The organism is Janibacter melonis, assembly GCF_003721155.3.
Classification (GTDB): domain Bacteria; phylum Actinomycetota; class Actinomycetes; order Actinomycetales; family Dermatophilaceae; genus Marihabitans; species Marihabitans melonis.
In genome coordinates this window covers 1,517,630-1,538,814 of sequence record NZ_CP044548.2, presented here as the reverse complement: position 1 = coordinate 1,538,814, position 21,185 = coordinate 1,517,630, and the positions used below count along the sequence as shown (strand labels likewise).

General features: G+C 69.1%; 19 protein-coding genes. 4 read left to right on the top strand and 15 right to left on the bottom strand.

The features are described from left to right. Window positions 1-68: 68 nt before the first annotated feature. The 9 genes from wecB to EEW87_RS07195 form a co-directional block, all read right to left on the bottom strand. Complete coding sequence (gene wecB / locus EEW87_RS07235; protein WP_123092084.1) at window positions 69-1,202, bottom strand: non-hydrolyzing UDP-N-acetylglucosamine 2-epimerase; 1,134 nt, start codon at window positions 1,200-1,202, stop codon at window positions 69-71. After that, window positions 1,199-2,314 carry a polysaccharide biosynthesis C-terminal domain-containing protein gene (locus EEW87_RS07230; protein ID WP_123092083.1) on the bottom strand — a complete coding sequence of 372 codons (1,116 nt, stop codon included), beginning with the start codon at window positions 2,312-2,314 and terminating at the stop codon, window positions 1,199-1,201. The genes wecB and EEW87_RS07230 overlap by 4 nt, the downstream gene beginning before the upstream one ends. Then, window positions 2,311-3,333 carry a polysaccharide biosynthesis protein gene (locus EEW87_RS07225; RefSeq protein ID WP_123092082.1) on the bottom strand — a complete coding sequence of 341 codons (1,023 nt, stop codon included), beginning with the start codon at window positions 3,331-3,333 and terminating at the stop codon, window positions 2,311-2,313. The genes EEW87_RS07230 and EEW87_RS07225 overlap by 4 nt, the downstream gene beginning before the upstream one ends. Beyond that, the gene (locus tag EEW87_RS07220) at window positions 3,330-4,553 is read right to left on the bottom strand and encodes a glycosyltransferase family 4 protein (RefSeq protein WP_163562394.1); all 1,224 of its coding nucleotides are present in this window, start codon (window positions 4,551-4,553) and stop codon (window positions 3,330-3,332) included. The genes EEW87_RS07225 and EEW87_RS07220 overlap by 4 nt, the downstream gene beginning before the upstream one ends. Continuing rightward, window positions 4,550-5,173: a NeuD/PglB/VioB family sugar acetyltransferase gene (locus tag EEW87_RS07215; protein ID WP_205473789.1), complete on the bottom strand. Its 624-nt coding sequence runs from the start codon at window positions 5,171-5,173 to the stop codon at window positions 4,550-4,552. The genes EEW87_RS07220 and EEW87_RS07215 overlap by 4 nt, the downstream gene beginning before the upstream one ends. After that, entirely contained in the window at window positions 5,173-5,772 is a 600-nt protein-coding gene (locus EEW87_RS07210; RefSeq protein WP_123092079.1) for a sugar transferase, read from the bottom strand. The genes EEW87_RS07215 and EEW87_RS07210 overlap by 1 nt, the downstream gene beginning before the upstream one ends. Next, a complete protein-coding gene (locus tag EEW87_RS07205; protein ID WP_123092078.1) occupies window positions 5,769-6,893 on the bottom strand; it encodes a DegT/DnrJ/EryC1/StrS family aminotransferase in 1,125 nt (374 codons plus the stop codon). The genes EEW87_RS07210 and EEW87_RS07205 overlap by 4 nt, the downstream gene beginning before the upstream one ends. After that, window positions 6,890-8,632 carry a polysaccharide biosynthesis protein gene (locus EEW87_RS07200; RefSeq protein ID WP_240341670.1) on the bottom strand — a complete coding sequence of 581 codons (1,743 nt, stop codon included), beginning with the start codon at window positions 8,630-8,632 and terminating at the stop codon, window positions 6,890-6,892. Before EEW87_RS07200 ends, EEW87_RS07205 begins: the two co-directional genes overlap by 4 nt. Window positions 8,633-8,717: 85 nt before the next feature. Then, entirely contained in the window at window positions 8,718-10,190 is a 1,473-nt protein-coding gene (locus tag EEW87_RS07195) for a tyrosine-protein kinase domain-containing protein (protein ID WP_240341669.1), read from the bottom strand. A gap of 80 nt (window positions 10,191-10,270) precedes the next feature. Here EEW87_RS07195 and EEW87_RS07190 point away from each other — a divergent pair, with 80 nt between their 5' ends. After that, the gene (locus EEW87_RS07190) at window positions 10,271-10,858 is read left to right on the top strand and encodes an arsenate reductase/protein-tyrosine-phosphatase family protein (RefSeq protein ID WP_123092076.1); all 588 of its coding nucleotides are present in this window, start codon (window positions 10,271-10,273) and stop codon (window positions 10,856-10,858) included. A 112-nt stretch (window positions 10,859-10,970) separates the two neighbouring features. On the opposite strand, the gene rfbA is transcribed toward EEW87_RS07190, so the two are convergent. The 3 genes from rfbA to EEW87_RS07175 all read right to left on the bottom strand — a co-directional run bounded on the left by rfbA (window position 10,971) and on the right by EEW87_RS07175 (window position 12,609). Then, window positions 10,971-11,831: a glucose-1-phosphate thymidylyltransferase RfbA gene (gene rfbA / locus EEW87_RS07185; RefSeq protein ID WP_123092075.1), complete on the bottom strand. Its 861-nt coding sequence runs from the start codon at window positions 11,829-11,831 to the stop codon at window positions 10,971-10,973. A gap of 64 nt (window positions 11,832-11,895) precedes the next feature. Further along, window positions 11,896-12,357: a PGPGW domain-containing protein gene (locus EEW87_RS07180; RefSeq protein WP_123092074.1), complete on the bottom strand. Its 462-nt coding sequence runs from the start codon at window positions 12,355-12,357 to the stop codon at window positions 11,896-11,898. A 66-nt stretch (window positions 12,358-12,423) separates the two neighbouring features. Next, window positions 12,424-12,609, bottom strand: a complete 186-nt coding sequence (locus EEW87_RS07175) for a helix-hairpin-helix domain-containing protein (RefSeq protein ID WP_123092073.1) — start codon at window positions 12,607-12,609, stop codon at window positions 12,424-12,426. Between the two features lie 89 nt (window positions 12,610-12,698). Between EEW87_RS07175 and rfbB the strand changes: the two genes are divergently transcribed. The 3 genes from rfbB (at window position 12,699) to EEW87_RS07160 (ending at window position 16,142) form a co-directional block, all read left to right on the top strand. Continuing rightward, window positions 12,699-13,697, top strand: a complete 999-nt coding sequence (gene rfbB / locus EEW87_RS07170; RefSeq protein WP_123092072.1) for a dTDP-glucose 4,6-dehydratase — start codon at window positions 12,699-12,701, stop codon at window positions 13,695-13,697. A 2-nt stretch (window positions 13,698-13,699) separates the two neighbouring features. Continuing rightward, a complete protein-coding gene (locus EEW87_RS07165) occupies window positions 13,700-15,085 on the top strand; it encodes a sugar nucleotide-binding protein (RefSeq protein WP_123092071.1) in 1,386 nt (461 codons plus the stop codon). Window positions 15,086-15,305: 220 nt separating this feature from the next. Further along, on the top strand, window positions 15,306-16,142 hold the full coding sequence (locus EEW87_RS07160) for a lysozyme (RefSeq protein WP_123092070.1): 837 nt from the start codon (window positions 15,306-15,308) through the stop codon (window positions 16,140-16,142). A 273-nt stretch (window positions 16,143-16,415) separates the two neighbouring features. Here EEW87_RS07160 and EEW87_RS07155 read toward each other — a convergent pair whose 3' ends face one another. From EEW87_RS07155 to EEW87_RS07145, 3 genes are read right to left on the bottom strand one after another with little or no spacing between them, the layout of a single operon-like run. Beyond that, a complete protein-coding gene (locus EEW87_RS07155; protein WP_123092069.1) occupies window positions 16,416-17,063 on the bottom strand; it encodes a GDSL-type esterase/lipase family protein in 648 nt (215 codons plus the stop codon). 12 nt (window positions 17,064-17,075) lie between these two features. Then, the gene (locus EEW87_RS07150) at window positions 17,076-17,261 is read right to left on the bottom strand and encodes a DUF6104 family protein (protein ID WP_068277920.1); all 186 of its coding nucleotides are present in this window, start codon (window positions 17,259-17,261) and stop codon (window positions 17,076-17,078) included. A gap of 10 nt (window positions 17,262-17,271) precedes the next feature. After that, on the bottom strand, window positions 17,272-21,120 hold the full coding sequence (locus tag EEW87_RS07145; RefSeq protein WP_123092068.1) for a multifunctional oxoglutarate decarboxylase/oxoglutarate dehydrogenase thiamine pyrophosphate-binding subunit/dihydrolipoyllysine-residue succinyltransferase subunit: 3,849 nt from the start codon (window positions 21,118-21,120) through the stop codon (window positions 17,272-17,274). Window positions 21,121-21,185: the final 65 nt, after the last annotated feature.

Sequence of the window (21,185 nt, the reverse complement as noted above, 5' to 3'; positions counted from 1 at the left end):
ATAACGCACGGAAAGCGATCGCGCTCTGCGAAGGGCACGGTATGTGCCGCTCGATCGTCTGATCAGGGTCATCGTCGAATCCCCTCCCAGTCGTGGTGCCGATGCGCGGTGGACAGGATGAACTTCACCGTGCGCTCGCTGGTGTTGTCGATGAGGTAGTCGTCCGGGGTGAGGTGGCTGATGCCCTCGCGCCGGTACCCGGAACCCATGGCGAGGCGAACGGCCGCTACGACGTCGTCGGTGTGCAGCCCGGTCATCATGATCCCGCCGGTGTCGAGGGCTTCTGGCCGCTCGATGGAGTCGCGGAGGGTGATCGCCGGGAAGCCGAGGATCGAGCTCTCCTCGGCGATGGTGCCCGAGTCGGACAGACAGCACGCTGCCGACAGCTGGAGCTTGTTGTAGTCGTGGAAGCCGAGCGGGTCGCTGAAGATCACCCCTTCGGGCTCGGACCAGTCGGGGAGTGCCTCGAGATGCTTACGGGTCCGCGGGTGAGTCGACACGAAGACGGGCAGGTCGAAGGTGCTGTGCACGGCCGTGAGGCAGTCGAGCAGCATCCGGAGGCGATCCGGCGAGTCGACGTTCTCCTCGCGGTGCGCGGAGACGAGGAAGTACCCGCCCTCGGTGAGGCCCTTGTCATCAAGCACTGTCGACGCGTCGATCTGCGTGCGGTAGGCGTCGAGCACCTCACGCATCGGCGAGCCGGTCTTGAGGATGCGACGCGGGTGCAGGCCCTCTGCGAGGAGGTTCCGTCGTGCGTGCTCGGTGTAGACGAGGTTGAAGTCGCTCACATGGTCGACGAGGCGCCGGTTGGTCTCCTCCGGCACGTTGAGGTCGAAGCAGCGGTTGCCCGCCTCCATGTGGTACACCGGCACCCGCATCCGGCGCGCCATGAGCGCGGCGATGCAGCTGTTCGTGTCGCCGAGCACGAGCATCGCGTCCGGGCGCTCCGCGAGGATGACCTCCTCGACAGCTGCGAGAGTCCCTCCGAGGACCTTTCCGAGACTTGAGGTGTCGACGCCAAGCATGTGGTCGGGCTTGCGGATCCCGAGGTCGTCGAAGAAGACCTGGTTGAGCTCGTAGTCGTAGTTCTGGCCCGTGTGCACGAGCACGTGCTCGATGCCCTCGGTGTCGTCGAGTCGGTGCAGGACGCGCGCGAGGCGGATGAGCTCGGGGCGGGTGCCGACGACGGTCATGACCTTCACGCGGGCTGCTCCTTCATGGGACGGACGGGCTCGGCGAAGGTGTCGGGTGCGTCTGGGCGGAAGAGCTCGTGGCTCCAGAACTGCGTGAGCAGCACCTCGTCGCCGGTGTTGGTGATGTTGTGCACCCACCCGACGGGCATGTCGATCGCCACCGGTTGGTCGCCGCTGGCGGGGAAGGTCAGAACCTCGTCGGTGAACATCTTGCGCAGCTCCATCGTCCCCGTCCCGGAGATGACGGCGAAACGCTCGATCTTGTGCAGGTGGTAATGCTCGCCGCGGGTGATGCCGGGGACCGTCGTGGAGAAGGACGTCTGCCCCTCACCACCGCGGCACCGCACGGTCTCGACGAAGGAGCCACGAGGGTCGCTGTGCGGGACGAGCTGGATGGGGTAGTGGTCCGGGAAGAGTGCCGCCCGGAAGGTGTTGAAGAGGTCGATCCGGAACTTCGTGCTCAGATCGGGGATCTCGCCACTGGGCACGTAGCTGGCCTTGAACTCCTGCAGCAGGTCCCAGACCTCGACCACGCCGTGCGTCTCGGGCTCGGGGTCGACAACGCCTTGCTCGGTCGTCAACCCGTCGAGAAGCGCCTGGGCGGCGTCCTGCACGTGCAGGAGTCCGACCTGGTTGTCGTTGATCGTCGGCGACTCACCGCGCACGGTGGAGTCGACGAAGGTCGCGACGAAAGAGTTGTACCGCGGACGGCCGTGCTCGCCGAAGATGTTCGGCAGACGCACGTCGACGAGGTGGCCGCCCACCCCTTCGACAGCCGTGCGCAGGACGCGCTCGGCGGACTCCTTGCCTCGGCCGTACGGGGTGCCGTTGCCAGCCTGGATGGAGTTGGCGTAGACCACCCTCGTCGCGCCTCCACTGGAGGTGATGGCGGCGGCGAGTCCGTCGGCGAGCGAGACGTTGCCACCCTCGACCTCGTCGTCGCTGTCCGCGCGGTTGACGCCGGCGATGTGGATCACCGCGTCGCAGCCCTCGAGGAGCTCGGGGAGGTCGGACCACTCCTGGCGGCCGACGGGGACGACCTCGTGGTCGGTGAGCGCGTGCAGCCGCAGGCGGGTGTGCCACCCGAGGAACCCGTGGGCGCCGGTCAGCAGGATCTTCACGCGCTGACCCCCATGACCATCTGCATCTCCGGCAGGGCGGCGACGAGGGCCTTCGTCTGCTCGAGGCTGAGCTGCTCGGTGTTGCCGGAGTCGTAGTCGTGCGCCTGGAGCGCGCCGTCCTCGCCGTCCTCGACGTACACGCTGTAGTCGAGCGAACGCGCGTCGAGCGGGACGCGGAAGTAGTCGCCCTGGTCGGTGGCCTTGATCATCTCCTCGCGGGAGAGGAGGGTCTCGTACATCTTCTCGCCGTGGCGCATGCCGATCTTGCGCAGGTTGGGCTCGACGCCCATGAGCTCGGAGACCGCGCGGGCGAGGGTCTCGACCGTGCAGGCCGGGGCCTTCTTCACGAAGAGGTCACCGGGCTCGGCGTGGTGGAAGGCGTGCTTGACGAGGTCGACGCTCTCTCCGAGGGACATGAGGAAGCGGGTCATCGTCGGCTCGGTGAGCGTGAGCGGCTTGCCCTGCCGGATCTGGCTGACGAAGAGCGGGATGACCGAGCCTCGGCTGTACATGACGTTGCCGTAGCGGGTGACCGAGACCGTCGTGGGGGAGTCGGGGTTGTTGCGGGCGAAGGCCTGAGCCGTCTTCTCCATGAGCGCCTTCGACATGCCCATGGCGTTGACCGGGTAGACGGCCTTGTCCGTGCTGAGGCAGACGACCGAGCGCACACCGTGGGCGTGAGCCGACTCGATGACGTTCTGGCTGCCGACGACGTTGGTCTTGACCGCCTGGTCCGGGAAGAACTCGCAGCTCGGGACCTGCTTGAGCGCGGCTGCGTGGAAGACGAAGTCGACCCCGACCATCGCGGAGTCGACGCTGTGCCGGTCGCGGACATCACCGATGAAGAACTTCACCCGGGAGTCGCCGAGCGACTGGCGCATCTCGTCCTGCTTGGCCTCGTCGCGGCTGAGCACGTGGATGGCTCCGGCGCCCTCCTGGAGGAGATCACGCACCATGGTCCTGCCGAAGGAGCCCGTCCCTCCCGAGATGGCAATCGTCGCTCCGCTGAAGTCGGTCATCGGTTGCCGTGCCTTTCCACAGTGCTGATCAGTAGGTCGTGCACTCGACGCGACCCCGCCGCGGCCGAGAAGTTGGCGTCGTAAAAGTCACGCGCCCTCGCGCCCATCTGCTCACGGGCTTGGGCGCCCGCGTCGACGAGCTGCTGTATCGATACCGCGACCTCGGAAGAACGCGGGACGGCCGCCGCCCCGCAACCGGCTCGACGTACGACATCCGCGACATCGCCCGCGCCGTGGACGAAGATCGCTCTTCCGGCCGCCATCGAAGACTGGACCTTGCTGGGCATGGTGACTCGGAGCAGGGGTGTGTCCCGGAGAGAGACGACCAGGACGTCCGCTGCGTGCTGGTAAGCCCGGACGACACCCGCGTCCACCGGCGGCAGTACGTGCACGTTGGTGCGACCCTGCGCAGCTTCGACGACACGGTCGCGTGACGCGCCACCCCCCATGAGGACAAGATGAGCGCCGGTCACGCGGTCGAACGCCTCGATAAGAGGTACAAGTTCCTGCATCTCACCGAGGTTGCCGGCATAGAGGAATATCGCGCCGTTCGTAGGCAGGTTGAGGGAAGTGCGGTCCTCGGCCTGAGAGGGACGAGGACCGCTCCCTCCATCCACCCAGTTGGGCGTGTCGTGGATCACCGCCGGATCCACTCCGCGGCTCACGAGCACCTGTCGCATGCCCGGCGAGATCACACCGATTCCATCTGCTGACCTGTACGTTGCCCGGGAGAATGCGTGGAGCGGCCCGGCCATGACTTGTGAGGCCCGCCCGCCCGCCATGTCGCTCCCGATCACGCTGTCCGGCCACAGGTCCTGGATGATCATCGCGTGCGGGGCCCGATGGCGACGGGGCAGCATCGCAGGAATCGCGGCTGTGGCCGGGGAGCTGTATGTCAGCCAGACGTCGGGCGTTGGGAGGTTGCGGAGGCTGACGGCGGAGGCCCCGACGGCGAACGAGACGTAGTTGGCCATCCTTCGGACAGCGCTTCGGCTGTGGTCGGGGTAGAGCGGGGCCCGGTGGACCTTGACCTCTTCGTCCTGCTCGCACATGTAGCGAGAGATTGAGTAACCGGGGTACAGCTGCCCTGAGGGGTAGTTCGGGAATCCTGTGAGGACATGGACCTCATTGCCAAGGCGCGCGAGGCCCTGGGCGATTGCTCGTGGAACACCAGTGCCGAGCTCGGGCGGGTACCACTGGGAAACGAAACCGACCTTCATCGTGCCGGGACCCCTTTCACGGTCCGAGTGGCGGGCACGTCGTGGGTGACGCATGCAGCGGCGCCGACGGTCGATCCACGGCCCACAGTCAGGCCCTGGAGGACAGTCGAGCCCGCACCGACAAGCACCTGAGTGCCGATTGCGCACTCGCCTGAGACCGTGGCATTCGGGTTGACGCTGACGAAGTCCGAGAGGTGCACGTCGTGCCCGATCACCGCGTGCGCGTTGAGATGCACGTGATCGCCGACGCGGACGTTCGTACCGATGGAGGTCCCGGCCAGCGTGATCAAGCCGTGGCCGTGCCGAAAGAGGCTGCCGATCTGAGTGCTCGGGTGGATGAGAGACGGCAGCTCGACATCAGGTTCGAGGCGCTGCGCCAAGCGTGAGCGGTCCGCCGGAGCACCAATGCAGAGTGCGACCGCAGATCGAGGAGGAAGCGCAGCCAACCCACCGAGGTGCGGCAGGTCGAGAGCCGCAAGCCGGTTAAGGTTGGCAGGAGAGGGGGAGTCGTCGATGACACCGAGGATCCTCCAGGTGGGCTTGCCACGATTGATGGCACGCACGGTGTCGACGGTCTCGCGCCCGAAGCCGCCGGCTCCGACGATGACAAGATCACGCATCAGCGCCGCGAGCCCATGAACTCGGACATCGTCGCATGCCCCTCAGCGGAGATCCCGTCCCGTCTGAGCACCTGCCGGACGGTGCGAAGCAAGATGCGAAGGTCCATCAGCATGCTCCGACTCTCGACGTACTCGACGTCGTAGGCGAAGCGGTCCTCCCAGGAGATGTTGTTACGCCCGTTGACCTGGGCAAGGCCGGTGAGGCCAGGACGCACCTCGTGACGGCGCGCCTGCTCGTCGGTATACCGCTCTAGGTACTGCATGAGGAGAGGGCGAGGGCCGACGAGGCTCATGTCTCCTTTGACGATGTTCCAGAGGGTCGGAAGCTCGTCGATGCTCGTGCTCCGGAGGAAGGCTCCGACCTTGGTCAGGCGCTGCTCGTCTGTCACGAGACCGCGCTCCGGATCGGGAGCGATCATGGTTCTGAACTTGACCATCTCGAAGGCCTCTCCGTGCAGTCCGGGGCGCCGCTGACGGAAGAGGATCGGCCGTCCGACACTGCGTCGGACCGCGAGGGCCGCTGCTGCCTGGATGGGCAACGTCAGGGCGAACACAGGAAGAGTCAGCGCGAGATCCAGACCGCGTTTGGCGTCGATCACGACAGGACGCCCCTCAGCGTCGTAATCACACGCTCGATCTCAGCATCGGTGAGAGCAGACCCCGAGGGGAGGGTCAGACCCTGCGCGAAGAGACGCGAGCTCACCCCTTCGTCGAAGATGCGGGACGTCGAGTGGACGGGCTGGAGGTGCATGGGCTTCCAGAGGTGGCGGGCCTCGATCTGCTCGCGATCCATCGCGGCGACCATCATGTCTGCCGACACATCGTGGCGGTCGACGACAAGGGTGGTGAGCCAGCAGTTGTCGACGTAACGGGCGTCGTCGTCGAAGAGGAACCGCACTCCCTCCAGGTCGCCCAAGCCAGCGACGTACGTCGAGCGGATCTCGCGTCGACGACTGATCATCTCGTCGAGCCGGGAGAGCTGGCCGCGTCCGAGCGCCGCCAGCACGTTCGACAGCCGGTAGTTGTACCCGATCTCGGTGTGCTCGTACCACGGCACCGGCTCGCGCGCCTGCGTGGAGAGCTTGCGGGCATGGGCGATGAGGTCGGCGTCGTCGCTGACGAGCATGCCCCCGCCGGAGGTGGTCATGATCTTGTTGCCGTTGAAGGAGAGGACCGCGGCCCGGCCGAAAGATCCCGCAGGGCGTCCGGCGAAGCTCGCGCCCAGGCTCTCCGCGGCATCTTCGACGAGGGGGATGCCGCGGTCGGCCAGGCCGGCCTCGAGCGTCGGGTAGTCGCACGCCCGGCCGAAGAGGTCGACGGAGCACGCGGCGACGACCTCGCGGCCCTCGCGAGCGAGGTCGTCCGCGGCCTTCAGCATGAGATCAGCGTCGACGTTGCCGTCGCTGTCGCGGGAGTCGACGAAGACCGGCTCTGCGCCGGTGTAGGCGATGGCGTTGGCGGTGGCCGCGAAGGTCATCGACGCGCAGAGGACGACGGACCCGGGCCGCGCGCCGAGATGCAGCAGGGCGAGATGCAGAGCGGCAGTCCCCGAAGACAGTGCCAGGGCGTGCTCGACGCCCGCTCGCTCCGCGATCTCGGCCTCGAACGCGTCGACATGCGGACCGAGTGGAGCGACCCAGCCGGACCGGACGGCGTCGAGGACGAACCCCTCCTCCACCTCGGTGACGTGCGCCTTCGACAGGTAGATGCGCTCGCTCACGCGGTAGCCCCTTCACGGCTGGAGTCGGTCACGGGGACAGCGGCCCGCCGCATCCAGTCGGCGCTCGCTGGCGGGTGCTGGTGGCGGGTCCGTGCGACCGCGTCCGCAGAGATCATCGGCACGTCGACGCTGGACACCAGGGGATGCCCCGTCTCGCGGATGCTCTCGCCCGGTGTGAAGAGCTCCTCGGACATCTTCTCGCCTGGACGTAGCCCGGTGAAGACGATGTCGACGTCTCGGCGCCCCGACATCTCGATGAGGGTCTCGGCGACGTCGAGGATCTTCGCGGGCTGGCCCATGTCGAGCACCATGACCTCGCCGTCGCGACCGATCGCCGCGGCCTGGAGCACGAGCTGGCAGGCCTCGGGGATAAGCATGAAGTACCGCTCGACGTCCGGGTGGGTGACGGTGACCGGGCCGCCCTGCTCGATCTGCGCGGTGAAGGCGGTGATCACCGATCCCCGAGAACCGAGGACGTTGCCGAACCGCACCGATACGTACGTGTGCTCGTCGCGCTCGGCGTAGTCGGCGGTGAGGCGCTCGGTCACCCGCTTGCTGTAGCCGAGCACGCAGCTCGGGTTGGCAGCCTTGTCCGTGGAGATGTTGACGAAGGTGCGCACACCGACCGCGTGCGCCGCGCGCAGCACGTTGAGAGTCCCGAGGACGTTCGTCTTCCACGCCTCCATCGGATACTGCTCGAGCAAGGGGAGGTGCTTGAGCGCGGCAGCGTGGAAGACGACCTCGGGACGATGCTGCTCGAAGACCTCGAGGAGTCGGTCCTCGTCACGGATGTCGGCGAGCACGACGCTGTCGTCGTCGAGGAGTCCCTTGCCGGTCACCGAGATCTGGGTGGCGTGCAGCGCTGACTCGTCGCGGTCGAGCATGAGCAGCTTGCTCGGTCCGAACCGAGCGATCTGCCGGCACAGCTCGGAGCCGATCGACCCGCCGGCTCCGGTCACGAGGACGGTGCGTCCCTGGATGTGCTCGGCGATCGCGGACCGGTCGAGCTCGATCGGTCGACGCCCGAGCAGATCGGCGAGATCAAGTGAACGCAGCCTGTTGGCGTCCGGTCGACCGAAGAGCTCTGAGGTGCGCGGCAGGATCATGACGTCGAGGCCGAGCTCCGCAGCCGTGTCGCGGACGTCCTTGATCATGCCGGCGTCGGCGCTCGGGATGGCGATTGCCACCGTGGTGGCCTCGGTCTGCTCTGCGACCTCCGGTAGGTCGGCCCTGGTGCCGAGAACCCTCACACCTTCGATGCGCAGGCGTCGCTTGTGCGAGTCGTCGTCGAGCAGCCCTATTGGCATGAGGCCGGCGCCGCGGTCACGACGCAGCGACCGGACGACCTGGCGGCCGCCGTCACCCGCGCCGATGATGAGGACGCGCTTGTGGCTGGCGGTGAGCTGATCAGGACGGGTGCGCGCGGCACGCAGCACGAAGCGCGCACCGAACATCCCGAGCATGGCCAACGCTCCGCCCGTGAAGGCGAGACTGCGTGGGCCGAAGCGCTGGTCGACGAACATGCCGACGATGCCGAGCGGGAGCGTCCAGGCGACCACCGTCTTGCCGACGTCGACGATCTCCTCGTACGACCCTCGTTCGTGGCCGACGGCATACGGCCCGATGATCGAGCCCAGGACGAGCTGGCCCGCGACCGCGAGCGCGGTCAACGTCAGGACGGGTGTGGCGAGTGCGAGGTCGGCGTCGAAGTCGTACCGCAGGAAGGCGGCAATGACCACTGACCCCACGACGATTAGCGAGTCAACCGCTGCCCATAGCCAGCGCACCGATCTGCGGGGGGTGGAGTTTCGCATCAGCGTGCTCTCAGCGGCCGACCCGTGCTCGTGCGCGACGCTTGTCAGCCCGCGAGGCATCGACCATCTTGCTCGGGTCCGGCTGGTAGTCGTAGTAGCCGTAGTAGGCATTGCCGTCGCCCGCGCTCGTGCCGACACGGTTGAGGACGAGTCCTAGCAGGTTGTTGTCGACAGCCTTGATCGCGTCGATCGTGGCCTCGAGCTGTTCCTTGCGCACGATCGTCGTGCCGACGAGGACGATGAGGCCGTCGACCTTCGTCGAGAGCACCACGGCATCGGTGACCGGGAGCACCGGGGGGGTGTCGATGAGCACGTAGTCGTAGCGTGCCGAGAGCTGGGCAAGCGCCATCGACATCGCGTCCGAGGCGAGCAGCTCGCTCGGGTTTGGCGGGATCGGGCCGGCGCCGATGATGTCGAGGCCGTGCTCGCCGTAGGGCTGGATGACGTCGTCGAGGGTCGCGCGCTCGATGAGCACATCGGTGATGCCAGCCGCACCCTCGAGACCGAGGTAGTCGAGCAGGCGCGGGCGACGCAGATCGCCCTCGATGAGGCAGACGCGTGAGCCCGACTGCGCCAGCGTCAGGGCGAGGTTCGCGATCGTCGTGCTCTTGCCCTCACCGGGGATCGAGGAGGTGAGCGCGATGGTGCGAGGGTGCGTGGCGGCGTTGACGAACATGAGGTTGGTCCGCAGCGAGCGGAAGGCCTCGGAGCGCGGGGAGGTCGGATCCGTCTCGACGATGAGCGGCTCCTTGCCCGCCCGCGGGTCGAAGTGGACCGCGCCGATGATCGGGTCCTCGGTGATCTCCTCGACGTCGTCGGTGGACCGCACCGTGGTGTCCATGAGGTGGCGAACCACTGCCAGGCCGAGGCCGAGCAGCAGACCGAGGATCACTCCGAGAACGATGTTGCGAACCGGCTGGGGGGAGACGGGGCTGCCGGAGGCCTCAGCAGGTGCGACGAGGCTCACCTTGACCGGGCTGCGCTTGCTGCTGTCCGACGGACGCTCGAGCTCGTCGATCACCGCGGGGAAGGTCTCGCCGATCGCGGCGGCCACCTTCTGCGCACGCTCCGGGTTCGGGTCGGTGACGGCCGCCTCGAGCATCACCGTGTCGGGCGGGGTGGTGACGGTGATGGTCCCGTCGAGGTCCGCCGAGGTCGTACCGTCGCCGAGCTCCTCCGCGACTGGTGCCAGAACCTTCGCGGTCTTGAACAGCTCCGCGTAGGACTTCACGCGTTGCTGCACGAAGGTCCCACCTTGCTGGAGCTGGGTGCTGTCGTCGGCGCCAGACACCGAGACGAAGAACTGCGTCCTCGCCGCGTACTGCTTGGTCGCCGTCGCCGTCATGAGGGCGGCCAATCCGACGACGACGAGGGTCGTCAGAGCGATGGTCAGCCAGCGCTTCCGAACGATCCTGATGTAGTCCTGCAGCTCCACGTGTGTGACCCCTGAGATTTGTGTGCCAAAGCGGTGAGATTCTCGCACACCGGGTCAGAGGCCGCGTGCGGCGACTGTGCAGGCGGGGTGTGCCCCAGCGGAGCTCGTCGCGCAGGCATGATGGAGCCATGACCGTGCGGATCATGACCGTGTGCACCGGCAACATCTGCCGTTCTCCCTACGCTCACCTGCTGCTCGCCCAGGGCCTCGAGACGGTGCGCCCCGGTGCGTTCGAGGTGACCAGCGCCGGTGTCGGCGCTCTGGTGGACAACGCGGTCGACCCGGGCAGCGCACGACACCTGGACGCGAAGGGGATCGTCCACACGGACTTCCGCGCCCGTCAGATCTCCGAGCGCGACCTCGACGGGATCGACCTCGTGCTGCCGATGGCGGTCGACCACCGCAAGGCCGTGCTGTCCTACGCGCCTCGTCTGCTCAAGCGCGCGTACACGATCAAGGAGATCGCCCGGCTCATCGACTCTGCCGAGCAGACGCAGCCGTGGACCGAGCGGCTCGCCGGCCTGACGACTCCCGAGGAGCGTTGGGCCGCAATCCCGACGCATCTCGCGCGTGAGCGTGGTCGTGCGCGTGTGGGGGAGGGCGTCGACGACGTCGCCGACCCGTACCGCCGAGAGGACGCTGCATTCGACGTCATGGCTCGTGAGATCGACGCCGCGGTCGAGCGGGTCGTGTGGCTGGAACGCGTCACGGGGTGAGGTCGGTGGTCTCGAGGCTCGCTGCGCTCGCACCTCGACCAGCAGGGTGCTCGCTTCGCTCGCACCTCGACCAGCGAAGGGCTCGCTCGCACCTCGACCGGCGAGGGGCGCCTCAGGCGAGAAGGCTCAGGAGGTACTGGCCGTAGCCGCTCTTGATGAGCGGCTCGGCGCGCTCGCGCAGGCCGTCGTCGTCGATGTAGCCCATGCGCCAGGCGACCTCCTCGGGGCACCCGACCTTGAGGCCCTGCCGGCCCTCGAGCGTGCGGACGTAGTTGCTCGCGTCGTTGAGCGAGTCGAAGCTGCCGGTGTCGAGCCACGCCGTGCCGCGGGGGAGGACCTCGACCTGCAGGCGCCCCTCCTCCATGTATCCGCGGTTGAGGTCGGTGATCTCGAGCTCGCCCCGTGCGCTCGGACGCAGGGCGGCGGCACGGTCGACCACCCCTTCGTCGTAGAAGTACAGACCCGGCACCGCGAGGTCGCTCCGCGGATGGGTGGGCTTCTCCTCGAGGCTGATCGCCCTCCCTTCGCCGTCGACCTCGACGACGCCGTAGGCGGTCGGGTCAGCGACCCGGTAGCCGAAGATCGCGGCGCCGTCGATCTCGTGGTGACGCCTCAGCTGGGTGCCCAGACCCGGCCCGTAGAAGATGTTGTCGCCGAGGACGAGGCCCGCCTTGCCGCCGGCGAGGTGGTCGCGGCCGATGACGAAGGCCTGCGCGAGCCCGTCGGGCGAGGGCTGCTCCGCGTAGGTGAGGTTGATGCCCATCTGCGAGCCGTCGCCGAGCAGCCGGTGGAAGCCGTCGGCCTCGTGCGGGGTCGTGATGAGCAGGACGTCCTGGATCCCCGCGAGCATGAGCGTCGACAGCGGGTAGTAGACCATCGGCTTGTCGTAGACCGGCACGAGCTGCTTGCTCGTCCCAAGCGTGATCGGGTGCAGTCGCGAGCCGGTCCCCCCGGCGAGGATGATGCCGCGCATGCGACGACGGTAGGGCGGCGCACCCCTTCGCGTCCGGCGTTCGGGGGATCAGGCGAAGGGGGAGTCAGACCCGCTGGTCCTCGCGGGCCTCGTCGTCGCGGATGCCGCGGAAGTTGAGATAGCTGTAGACGAGCATCGCCGCGGCGATGACGCCGGAGGCGATGAGGGAGCCGCCGGTGCCCCAGCCGCCGGGGAGCCACCACCTCGCGTCGAGGGGCCACCACGACGGGACCGGGGGCTGCAGGCCCCACACGACGCCGGCGCCGACGAGGAAGACGATGAGCAGGCCCGACAGGGCGATACGGCCCCAGCTCGAGACGCTGTCGGCCGCGGTGCGCAGGGCCGCCTTCTTCACCGGCTCGAGCCGGCGCTCCGCCCACTCGTACTGCGTCGCGAGCAGCGCCATGCCGGCGAAGAGGGCGAGCAGCCCCGGGCCGGGCAGGAAGAGCGCGGCGATGCCGACGAGCACGAGCAGCCATCCGGCGACCTGGATGGCGACCTTCTTGATCACGGCCGGACCGGCCATCGTGAGCTCCTCGGGTGGGTGACGGGCTGCGGGGATCGTAAGCGCGTCAGCCGGGAGATCAGGCCCTCACGTGGCCCTGCGTGCCTCGTCGAGCAGCCGGACGGCCCTCGGGCCGACCCCGTGCAGCGCGAGCAGCTCCTCGAGGTCCTCCGGGAGGTCGGCCTGCGAGCGGTAGCCCGCGTCGACGAGCGCCCCGGTCGCGGGCCGTCCGATGCGCACCCCGTCGAAGGTCGGTCCCCGGTCCTCGCTCATGCGCCCACGGTAGGACGGGCAGCCCTGCACCGCACGGGATCTGCCCGAAGCCCGGTGCGCGCACCTCGGGCACCCATACCCTGCAAGGCATGCAGCGACTGCTCGTCACCGGCGGAGCCGGCTTCATCGGCAGCAACTTCGTCCATCACGTCGTCGCGACGACCGACGCCCACGTCACCGTCCTCGACAAGCTGACGTACGCCTCGAGCGAGGCCTCGCTCGCCGACCTGCCCGCCGACCGGGTGCGGCTCGTCGTCGGCGACATCGCCGAGGCCGAGACCGTCGACCCGCTCGTGGAGCAGGCCGACGCGGTCGTGCACTACGCCGCCGAGTCGCACAACGACAACTCGCTGGCCGACCCGTCCCCCTTCGTGCGGACCAACATCGTCGGCACGTACACGATCCTCGAGGCGGTGCGCCGCCACGGCACCCGGCTGCACCACGTCTCGACCGACGAGGTCTACGGCGACCTCGAGCTCGACGACCCGGCCCGCTTCACCGAGGCCACGCCCTACCAGCCGTCGAGCCCGTACTCCGCGACGAAGGCCGGCAGCGACCACCTCGTGCGCGCGTGGGTGCGCTCCTTCGGCATCCCCGCGACGATCTCGAACTGCTCGAACAACTACGGCCCGTGGCAGCACGTCGAGAAGTTCATCCCGCGCCAGATCACCAACCTGATCGACGGGGTCCGCCCGCGCCTGTACGGCGCCGGGGCGAACGTGCGCGACTGGATCCACGCCGACGACCACTCCAGCGCCGTGTGGACGATCCTCACGAAGGGGGAGAGCGGCCGCACCTATCTCGTCGGCGCCGACGGGGAGCAGGACAACCTCACCGTCGTGCGCACGATCCTCGAGATCATGGGGCGCGACCCCGACGACTTCGATCACGTCACCGACCGGGCCGGGCACGACATGCGCTACGCCATCGACTCGACGCGGCTGCGCACCGAGCTCGGCTGGGAGCCGCGGTACGGCGACTTCCGCGAGGGGCTCGAGCGCACGGTGCAGTGGTACCGCGAGCACGAAGACTGGTGGCGCCCGCAGAAGGCGGCCACCGAGGCCACGTACGCGGCGAAGGGGCACTGACCGTGGCCGAGCTGAGCGTCGAGACCACCGCGATCCCGGGGCTGCTCGTCCTGCGCCTGCCCGTGCACGGGGACGCCCGCGGCTGGTTCAAAGAGTCGTGGCAGCGGGCGAAGATGACCGCGCTCGGGCTGCCGGACTTCGGGCCGGTGCAGCACAACGTCTCGTACAACGACAGCGCGGGAGCCACGCGTGGCATCCACGCCGAGCCGTGGGACAAGCTCGTCTCCGTCGTCACCGGGCGCGTCTTCGGCGCGTGGGTCGACCTGCGCGAGGGCGACGGCTTCGGCACGACGGTGACCGTCGAGGTCGACCCGGGGGTCGCGGTCTTCGTGCCGCGTGGCGTCGGCAACTCCTACCAGGCCCTCGAGGACGGCACGGCGTACAGCTATCTCGTCAACGCGCACTGGCAGCCCGGGCTCACCTACCCCGCGCTCGCGCTCGACGACCCCGATGCCGCGATCGACTGGCCGATCCCGCTCGAGCGCGCGGAGATCAGCGACAAGGACCGGGGCAACCCGACCCTGGCGGGGGTCACCCCCTTCGCCCGGACCGCGCAGCGGGTGCTCGTCCTCGGCGCCCACGGCCAGGTGGGCCGCGCGCTCATGCGGGCCCTGCCGGACGCGCGCGGGGTCACCCGCGCCGACCTCGACATCTCGGACCCGGCGGCGCTCGAGGCCTTCGACTGGTCGGGGGTCGACGTCGTCGTCAACGCCGCCGCGATGACCGCCGTCGACCATGCCGAGAGCGAGCCCGGCCGGCGCGAGGCGTGGGCCGCCAACGCGACCGCCGTCGCCAGGCTCGCCGCGCTCGCCGTGCGCCACGACCTCACCCTCGTGCACGTCTCGAGCGACTACGTCTTCGACGGCACCGCCGAGGTGCACGACGAGGAGGAGGGTCTCGCGCCGCTCGGGGTCTACGGGCAGAGCAAGGCTGCCGGCGACCTCGCGGTCTCCGTCGTCCCGCGCCACTACGTGCTGCGCACGTCGTGGGTCATCGGTGACGGGGCGAATTTCGTCGACACGATGGCCCGCCTGGCCGACGAAGGGGTGTCACCCCGCGTCGTCGACGACCAGCACGGGCGGCTCACCTTCGCCGACGACCTCGCGGGCGCGGTCGCGCACCTACTCGAGGTCGGGGCTCCGGCCGGGACGTACGACGTGACGAGCGGGGGAGCGAGCCGGTCGTGGGCTGATGTCGCGACGGCGGTCTTCGAGCTGCGGGGGAGGTCCGGGTCCGACGTCACCGGCGTGAGCACGGCCGAGTACGCCGACGGCCGCCCCATGGCCCCCCGCCCCCGCCACAGCACCCTCTCGCTGGACAAGATCGCCGCCACCGGCTGGGAGCCGGTGGACCAGGACGAGAGGCTTCGAGCGCACCTCGCGCGGTAGGGCTTCGGTGGTCTCGAGGCTCCTCGCTGCGCTCGTCGCACCTCGACCATCGAAGGGCTTTGGTGGTTGAGGTGCGAAGGCCGCCAGGCCTGAGCCTCGAAACCACACGACGCCCCGCTGACTCATCTGACCGCGCACTGACCTGGGCTGACGCACTCCTGACCAGACGATGGATCCCCATGGGGTGCAGGGGGATTGGGCTCGCTTCTAGCCTTCGAGCATGCGCCGAGCCCTCATCGCCACCGCCGCCGTCGCCGCGCTCACCGCGGTGGCCCCCACCGCCACGGCCGGGAACGCCCCGGCCCCCGAGCCCACCTCCGGCGCCCGCTCCGCGGGCATCACCGAGCCCGGTCAGGCCTACATGGGCTGGCGCGAGCGAGGCACCCCGCTCAAGGCCAGCCAGCTCGACAAGAGCACCGCGCGCGAGTCCGGTGTGACCGCGACGGTCAGCGGCATCGACGTCTCGAACTGGCAGGGCCAGGTCGACTGGGCGGGCCAGTGGGCGGCCGGCAAGCGCTTCGCCTACGTCAAGGCCACGGAGGGCACGAGCTACAAGAGCCCCTCCTTCAACCACCAGTACACCGGCTCCTACACCCAGGGCTTCATCCGCGGCTCGTACCACTTCGCGCTGCCGGACCGCTCGAGCGGTACCGCCCAGGCGGACTGGTTCGTCAACAACGGCGGCGGCTGGTCGGCGGACGGCAAGACCCTCCCCGGCGCGCTCGACATGGAGTGGAACCCCTACGGCGCCACGTGCTTCGGCAAGACGCAGGCCGGCATGGTGACGTGGATCCAGGACTTCGTGAAGCGGTACAAGGCCCGCACCGGTCGCGCGCCGGTCATCTACACGAACACGAACTGGTGGAACCAGTGCGTCGGCCACGACACCCGCTTCGCAGCCGAGGTGCCGCTGTGGATCGCGCGGTACAGCACCGCCGCCGGCACCCTGCCGACCGGGTGGAGCTACTACACCTTCTGGCAGTACTCCGACACCCCCATCGACCAGAACGTCTTCAACGGCAGCCTCGACCGCCTCCGCGCGCTCGCGACCGGCTGACCCCTCCGTCCCCCTTCGCCTCCCCCTGACCGGGTCGAGGTGCTCGCGTGAGTCAGGGCTCGCTCGGGTACCTCGACTCGGCATCCACAGGCGAAGGGGGTACGCCCACAGCGTCCCGTCGACCGCCCCATCCGGGCTTGGTCGGCGGGGCGCTGCGGCGAGCGTCGCTGGTCGAGGTGCGACTGCCCGCCAGGGCGGGAGCCTCGAGACCACCGGCTGGACATGCAGCGACCCCCGTCGCGCCGGGGCACGAACGGGGTCGCAGCGGACCGGTCAGGCGATCCAGTCGCTCCAGCCGTGGTGCAGGACGAGCCAGGCGATGAGGCCGTAGCCGGCCTGGCCGGGGTGGACGCCGTCGAGGCTGCTCGCCATGTCGGAGTCCCACTGCTCGTGGCCGGCGAGCGGCGCGAAGACGTCGACGAAGGGGACGCCGCGGCGCTCGCACACGTCGCGCTGCGCCTCGGTGATCTGCGTCAGCTGGGCGTCGACCTCCGCGTCGGCGGCGGGTGCCGGACCGACGACGAAGGGGGCGACCCCCCGGCTCGCGCACTCGTCGAGGATGTTCGCGAGGTTGAGCCGGTGACGCGCGAGCGAGACCCCGGTCTCGGCGTCCGCGCGACCGAAGGACACGACGAGCCGACGGTCGCTCGCGCCCTCCCACCGCAGCGGTGCCTCGGTGAGCCAGCGCTGCGAGACGTCGCCCGAGGTCTGCCCGCCGACCCCGAGGTTGTAGTGGGCGAGGTGGGCCCCGTCGAGGACCGTGCGGCCCATGACGCGACCCACCCAGCCCTGGGCCTTCGGGTCACCGACGCCGGCGACGAAGGAGTCGCCGATGAAGACGACGCTCACGCGCCGCTCTCCGTCGTCTCCGGGCGCGCTCGCGACGGCGGCGCTGGGGGTGAACTGCGGGTCGGTGCTCATGATGTCGCCAACCTACTCGTCGTCCAGCTCGTCGTCGTCGAGCCGCGCCAGCCACGAGGCCAGCCGCTCCACCGGCGTCTCGAACTCCGGGTGGAGGTCGACGAAGGTGCGCAGCTGGTCGCTGACCCACTCCAGGGTGACGGACTCGTCACCCCGGCGTGCGGTCAGCTCCTCGATCCCGCGGTCGGTGAAGTACACGCGGCCCCGATCAGCGGTCGAAGGCGGCCTGCATGAGCGCCGCCTGCTCCGCCGCGTGCTTCTTGGCCGTGCCGGCCGCGGGCGAGGCGCTCGCGGGACGGGCGACGACGCGCAGCGGGCGCTGCTCGCCGTGCTCGGCCAGGGCCTGCGGCAGGTTGAGCGCGAGGAAGGGCCAGCCGCCCATGTTCTGCGGCTCCTCCTGCACGACGACGACCTCGGCGTTCGGGTACTGCGCGAGCGCCTCGGCGAGCTCGGCGCCGGCGAGCGGGTAGAAGCGCTCGAGACGCAGGATCGCCGTCGCGTCGTCGCCGCGCTTCTTGCGCTCGGCCTCGAGGTCGTAGATGACCTTGCCGCTGGCGATGATGACGCGGTCGACCTTCTCGCCGGTGGGGCCGTCACGGTCGGGGAGCACCGGCTGGTAGCTGCCCTGCGTGAAGTCCTCCGGCGCGCTGGCCGCGGCCTTGAGCCGCAGCATCGACTTCGGGGTGAAGACGATGAGCGGACGACGCGGCCGGCTGTACGCCTGACGACGCAGCAGGTGGAAGTAGCTCGCCGGCGTCGAGGGGTAGGCGACCGTCATGTTGTTCTGCGCGCACAGCGTGAGGAAGCGCTCGATGCGGGCGGACGAGTGGTCCGGCCCCTGGCCCTCGTAGCCGTGGGGGAGCAGCAGGACGACGGAGGAGTTCTGGCCCCACTTCTGCTCCGAGGAGGAGATGAACTCGTCGACGATCGTCGCCGCGCCGTTCCAGAAGTCGCCGAACTGCGCCTCCCACAGGACGAGGGCGTCGGGCCGCTCGACGGAGTAGCCGTACTCGAAGCCCATCGCCGCGAACTCGGAGAGCAGCGAGTCGTAGACCCAGAAGCGGGCCTGACCGGCGCCGAGGTAGTTCAGCGGCGTCCACTCCTCCGCGGTCGCCTTGTCGATGAGGACCGCGTGCCGCTGCACGAAGGTGCCGCGGCGGCTGTCCTGACCGGTGAGGCGCACGGGGGTGCCGTCGAGGAGCAGCGAGCCGAAGGCGAGGAGCTCGCCGGTGGCCCAGTCGATGCCGCCCTTGTGCGTGCTCTCGGCACGCTTGGCCATGGCCTGCGCGAGCTTCGGGTGCACGGTGAAGTCGCTCGGCGGGTTGGCGAAGATGTCGCCGATCGCGTGGAGGTCGGTCTCGGAGATCGCCGTCTCCGCAGCGGTGCGACGCGGGGCGTCGCTCGACTGCGAGGTCGGGCGCTCGAGACCGGCGTTGTCGTCGACCTCGGAGGAGGAGTCCTCGTCCCGCTCCTGGGCGACGGGGGTGCCGGCCTTGAGGGCCTCCTTCGTCTCGACGAAGACCCGCTCGAGCTGGGCCTGGTAGTCCTTGAGCGCCGCGGCGGCCTCGTCGGAGGTGATGTCACCACGACCGATGAGCGACTCGGTGTACAGCTTGCGCACCGAGCGCTTGGACTCGATGAGGTTGTACATGAGCGGCTGGGTCATCGAGGGGTCGTCGCCCTCGTTGTGACCGCGGCGGCGGTAGCAGACCATGTCGATGACGACGTCCTTGTGGAACGCCTGGCGGAAGGCGAAGGCGAGCTCGGCGACGCGCACGCACGCCTCCGGGTCGTCACCGTTGACGTGGAAGATCGGCGCCTGGATCATCCGGGCCACGTCGGTGGAGTACACCGACGAGCGGCTCGAGGACGGCGCAGTGGTGAAGCCGACCTGGTTGTTGATGACGACGTGGATCGTGCCGCCGGTGCGGTAGCCGCGCAGCTGCGACTGCTGCAGGGTCTCGGCCACGACGCCCTGGCCGGCGAAGGCCGCGTCGCCGTGGATGAGGATCGGCAGGACGGGGAAGTCCTCGCCACCGCGGTTGAGCCGGTCCTGCTTGGCGCGCACGATGCCCTCGAGCACCGGGTTGACCGCCTCGAGGTGGCTGGGGTTCGCGGCGAGGTAGACCTTGGTCTTCGAGCCGTCGTCGCCGGTGAACTCGCCCTCGGTGCCGAGGTGGTACTTGACGTCACCGGAGCCCTGGACCGAGCGGGGGTCGAGCTGACCCTCGAACTCGCGGAAGATCTGGCCGTAGCTCTTGCCGGCGATGTTCGCCAGGACGTTGAGGCGCCCGCGGTGCGGCATGCCGATGCCGACCTCGTCGATGCCCTCGGTCGCGGCGTTGGACAGGATGCGGTCGAGCATCGCGATGACGGACTCGCCGCCCTCGAGCGAGAAGCGCTTCTGGCCGACGAACTTCGTCTGCAGGAAGGTCTCGAAGGCCTCGGCGGCGTTGAGCCGGCGCAGGATGCGCAGCTGCTCGTCGCTCGTCGCGCGCTTGTAGCCGACCTCGACGCGGTCCTGGATCCACTTGCGCTGCTCGGGGTCCTGGATGTGCATGTACTCGATGCCGGTGCTGCGGCAGTAGCTGTCGCGCAGGATCCCGAGGATCTTGCGCAGCTTGAGGAAGGACTCGCCGCCGAAGCCACCGGTGGCGAAGTTGCGCTCGAGGTCCCACAGGGTCAGGCCGTGGCTCGTGATGTCGAGGTCGGCGTGGCGACGCTGCTTGTACTCGAGCGGGTCGATGTCGGCCATGAGGTGGCCGCGCACGCGGTAGGCGTGGATGAGCTCCTGGACGCGGGCGACCTTGTTGATGTCGTCGTCGTGCGTGGCGGAGATGTCCTGGACCCAGCGCACCGGCTCGTAGGGGATGCGCAGGCTCTCGAAGATCTCGTCGTAGAAGCCGTGCTGCCCGAGGAGCAGCTGGTGGATGATTGCGAGGAACTCGCCGGAGCCGGCGCCCTGGATGATCCGGTGGTCGTACGTCGAGGTGAGGGTGAGCAGCTTGCTCACGGCGTTGCGCGCGATCGTCTCGGCGCTCGCGCCCTGCCACTCGGCGGGGTAGTCGAGCGCCCCGACGCCGATGATGGCGCCCTGGCCCTTCATGAGCCGCGGGATGGAGTGGACCGTGCCGATGCCGCCGGGGTTGGTCAGCGAGATCGTCGTGCCCTGGAAGTCCTCGACGGTGAGCTTGTTGTCGCGCGCCTTCTTCACGACGACTTCGTAGGCCGCCCAGAACTGGCTGAAGGTCATCGTCTCGGCGCCCTTGACGGAGGGCACGACGAGCGAGCGCGAGCCGTCCGGCTTGGGCAGGTCGATGGCGATGCCGAGGTTGACGTGCGCCGGGTTGACGAGGACCGGCTTGCCCTTCTCGTCGGTCGTGTAGCCGACGTTCATCGACGGCATCTTCGTCAGCGCCTTGACCATCGCGTACCCGATGAGGTGCGTGAAGGACACCTTGCCGCCGCGGGCGCGGCCGAGGTGGTTGTTGATGACGACGCGGTTGTCGATGAGCAGCTTCGCGGGGACCGCGCGGACCGAGGTCGCGACGGGCACCTCCAGAGAGGCCTCCATGTTGGACACGACGCGGGCAGCGGCGCCGCGAAGGGGGACCGTCTCGTCCTCGCGCTGCGAGGGCGCCTCGACCTTCGGCTTGTCGGGGTCGCGCGGCGTGGGCGCCGTCGCCTCCTTGACGTCGGCGTTCTTCTCGCTCGCCGTCGAGCTCTTCGCGGCAGGGGAGGCCTTGGGCTCGGAGGTGGCCGGCTCGGCCTTCTTCTCCGGGGCCTTGGCTGGTGCCTTGGCCGGAGCCTTCGCGGGTGCCTTGGCCTCCTGGGTCACCGGCGCCTTCGCGGGAGCCTTCGCCTCCTGCGCCGGGGCGGCGGGGGACTGGCCGTTGCCCCCCTTCGCCTCACCCGGTCGGTAGCTCTCGAAGTAGGACCACCACGCCTTGTCGACGAGGTTCTTGTCCTGCTTGTACTGCTCGAAGAGCTCGTCGACGAGCCATTCGTTCGGACCGAAGTCGCTGAGGTTGGTGGGGCCATCAGGCTGGTCGGGCACGGCGGGTACGCCTCTTTCCACAGGTCGCGTCAGGTCAGCCCGCAGCCACGGGCCGCACCCGGCAA

What these genes read in the sequence shown, in the direction of transcription:
- EEW87_RS07180 (WP_123092074.1), bottom strand. Translation starts at nt 12,357, where the DNA reads ATGGCCGGTCCGGCCGTGATCAAGAAGGTCGCCATCCAGGTCGCCGGA.
- EEW87_RS07175 (WP_123092073.1), bottom strand. Translation starts at nt 12,609, where the DNA reads ATGAGCGAGGACCGGGGACCGACCTTCGACGGGGTGCGCATCGGACGG.
- EEW87_RS07155 (WP_123092069.1), bottom strand. Translation starts at nt 17,063, where the DNA reads ATGAGCACCGACCCGCAGTTCACCCCCAGCGCCGCCGTCGCGAGCGCG.
- EEW87_RS07215 (WP_205473789.1), bottom strand. Translation starts at nt 5,173, where the DNA reads ATGCGTGATCTTGTCATCGTCGGAGCCGGCGGCTTCGGGCGCGAGACC.
- rfbA (WP_123092075.1), bottom strand. Translation starts at nt 11,831, where the DNA reads ATGCGCGGCATCATCCTCGCCGGGGGGACCGGCTCGCGACTGCACCCG.
- EEW87_RS07160 (WP_123092070.1), top strand. Translation starts at nt 15,306, where the DNA reads ATGCGCCGAGCCCTCATCGCCACCGCCGCCGTCGCCGCGCTCACCGCG.
- EEW87_RS07190 (WP_123092076.1), top strand. Translation starts at nt 10,271, where the DNA reads ATGACCGTGCGGATCATGACCGTGTGCACCGGCAACATCTGCCGTTCT.
- EEW87_RS07220 (WP_163562394.1), bottom strand. Translation starts at nt 4,553, where the DNA reads ATGAAGGTCGGTTTCGTTTCCCAGTGGTACCCGCCCGAGCTCGGCACT.
- EEW87_RS07225 (WP_123092082.1), bottom strand. Translation starts at nt 3,333, where the DNA reads ATGACCGACTTCAGCGGAGCGACGATTGCCATCTCGGGAGGGACGGGC.
- rfbB (WP_123092072.1), top strand. Translation starts at nt 12,699, where the DNA reads ATGCAGCGACTGCTCGTCACCGGCGGAGCCGGCTTCATCGGCAGCAAC.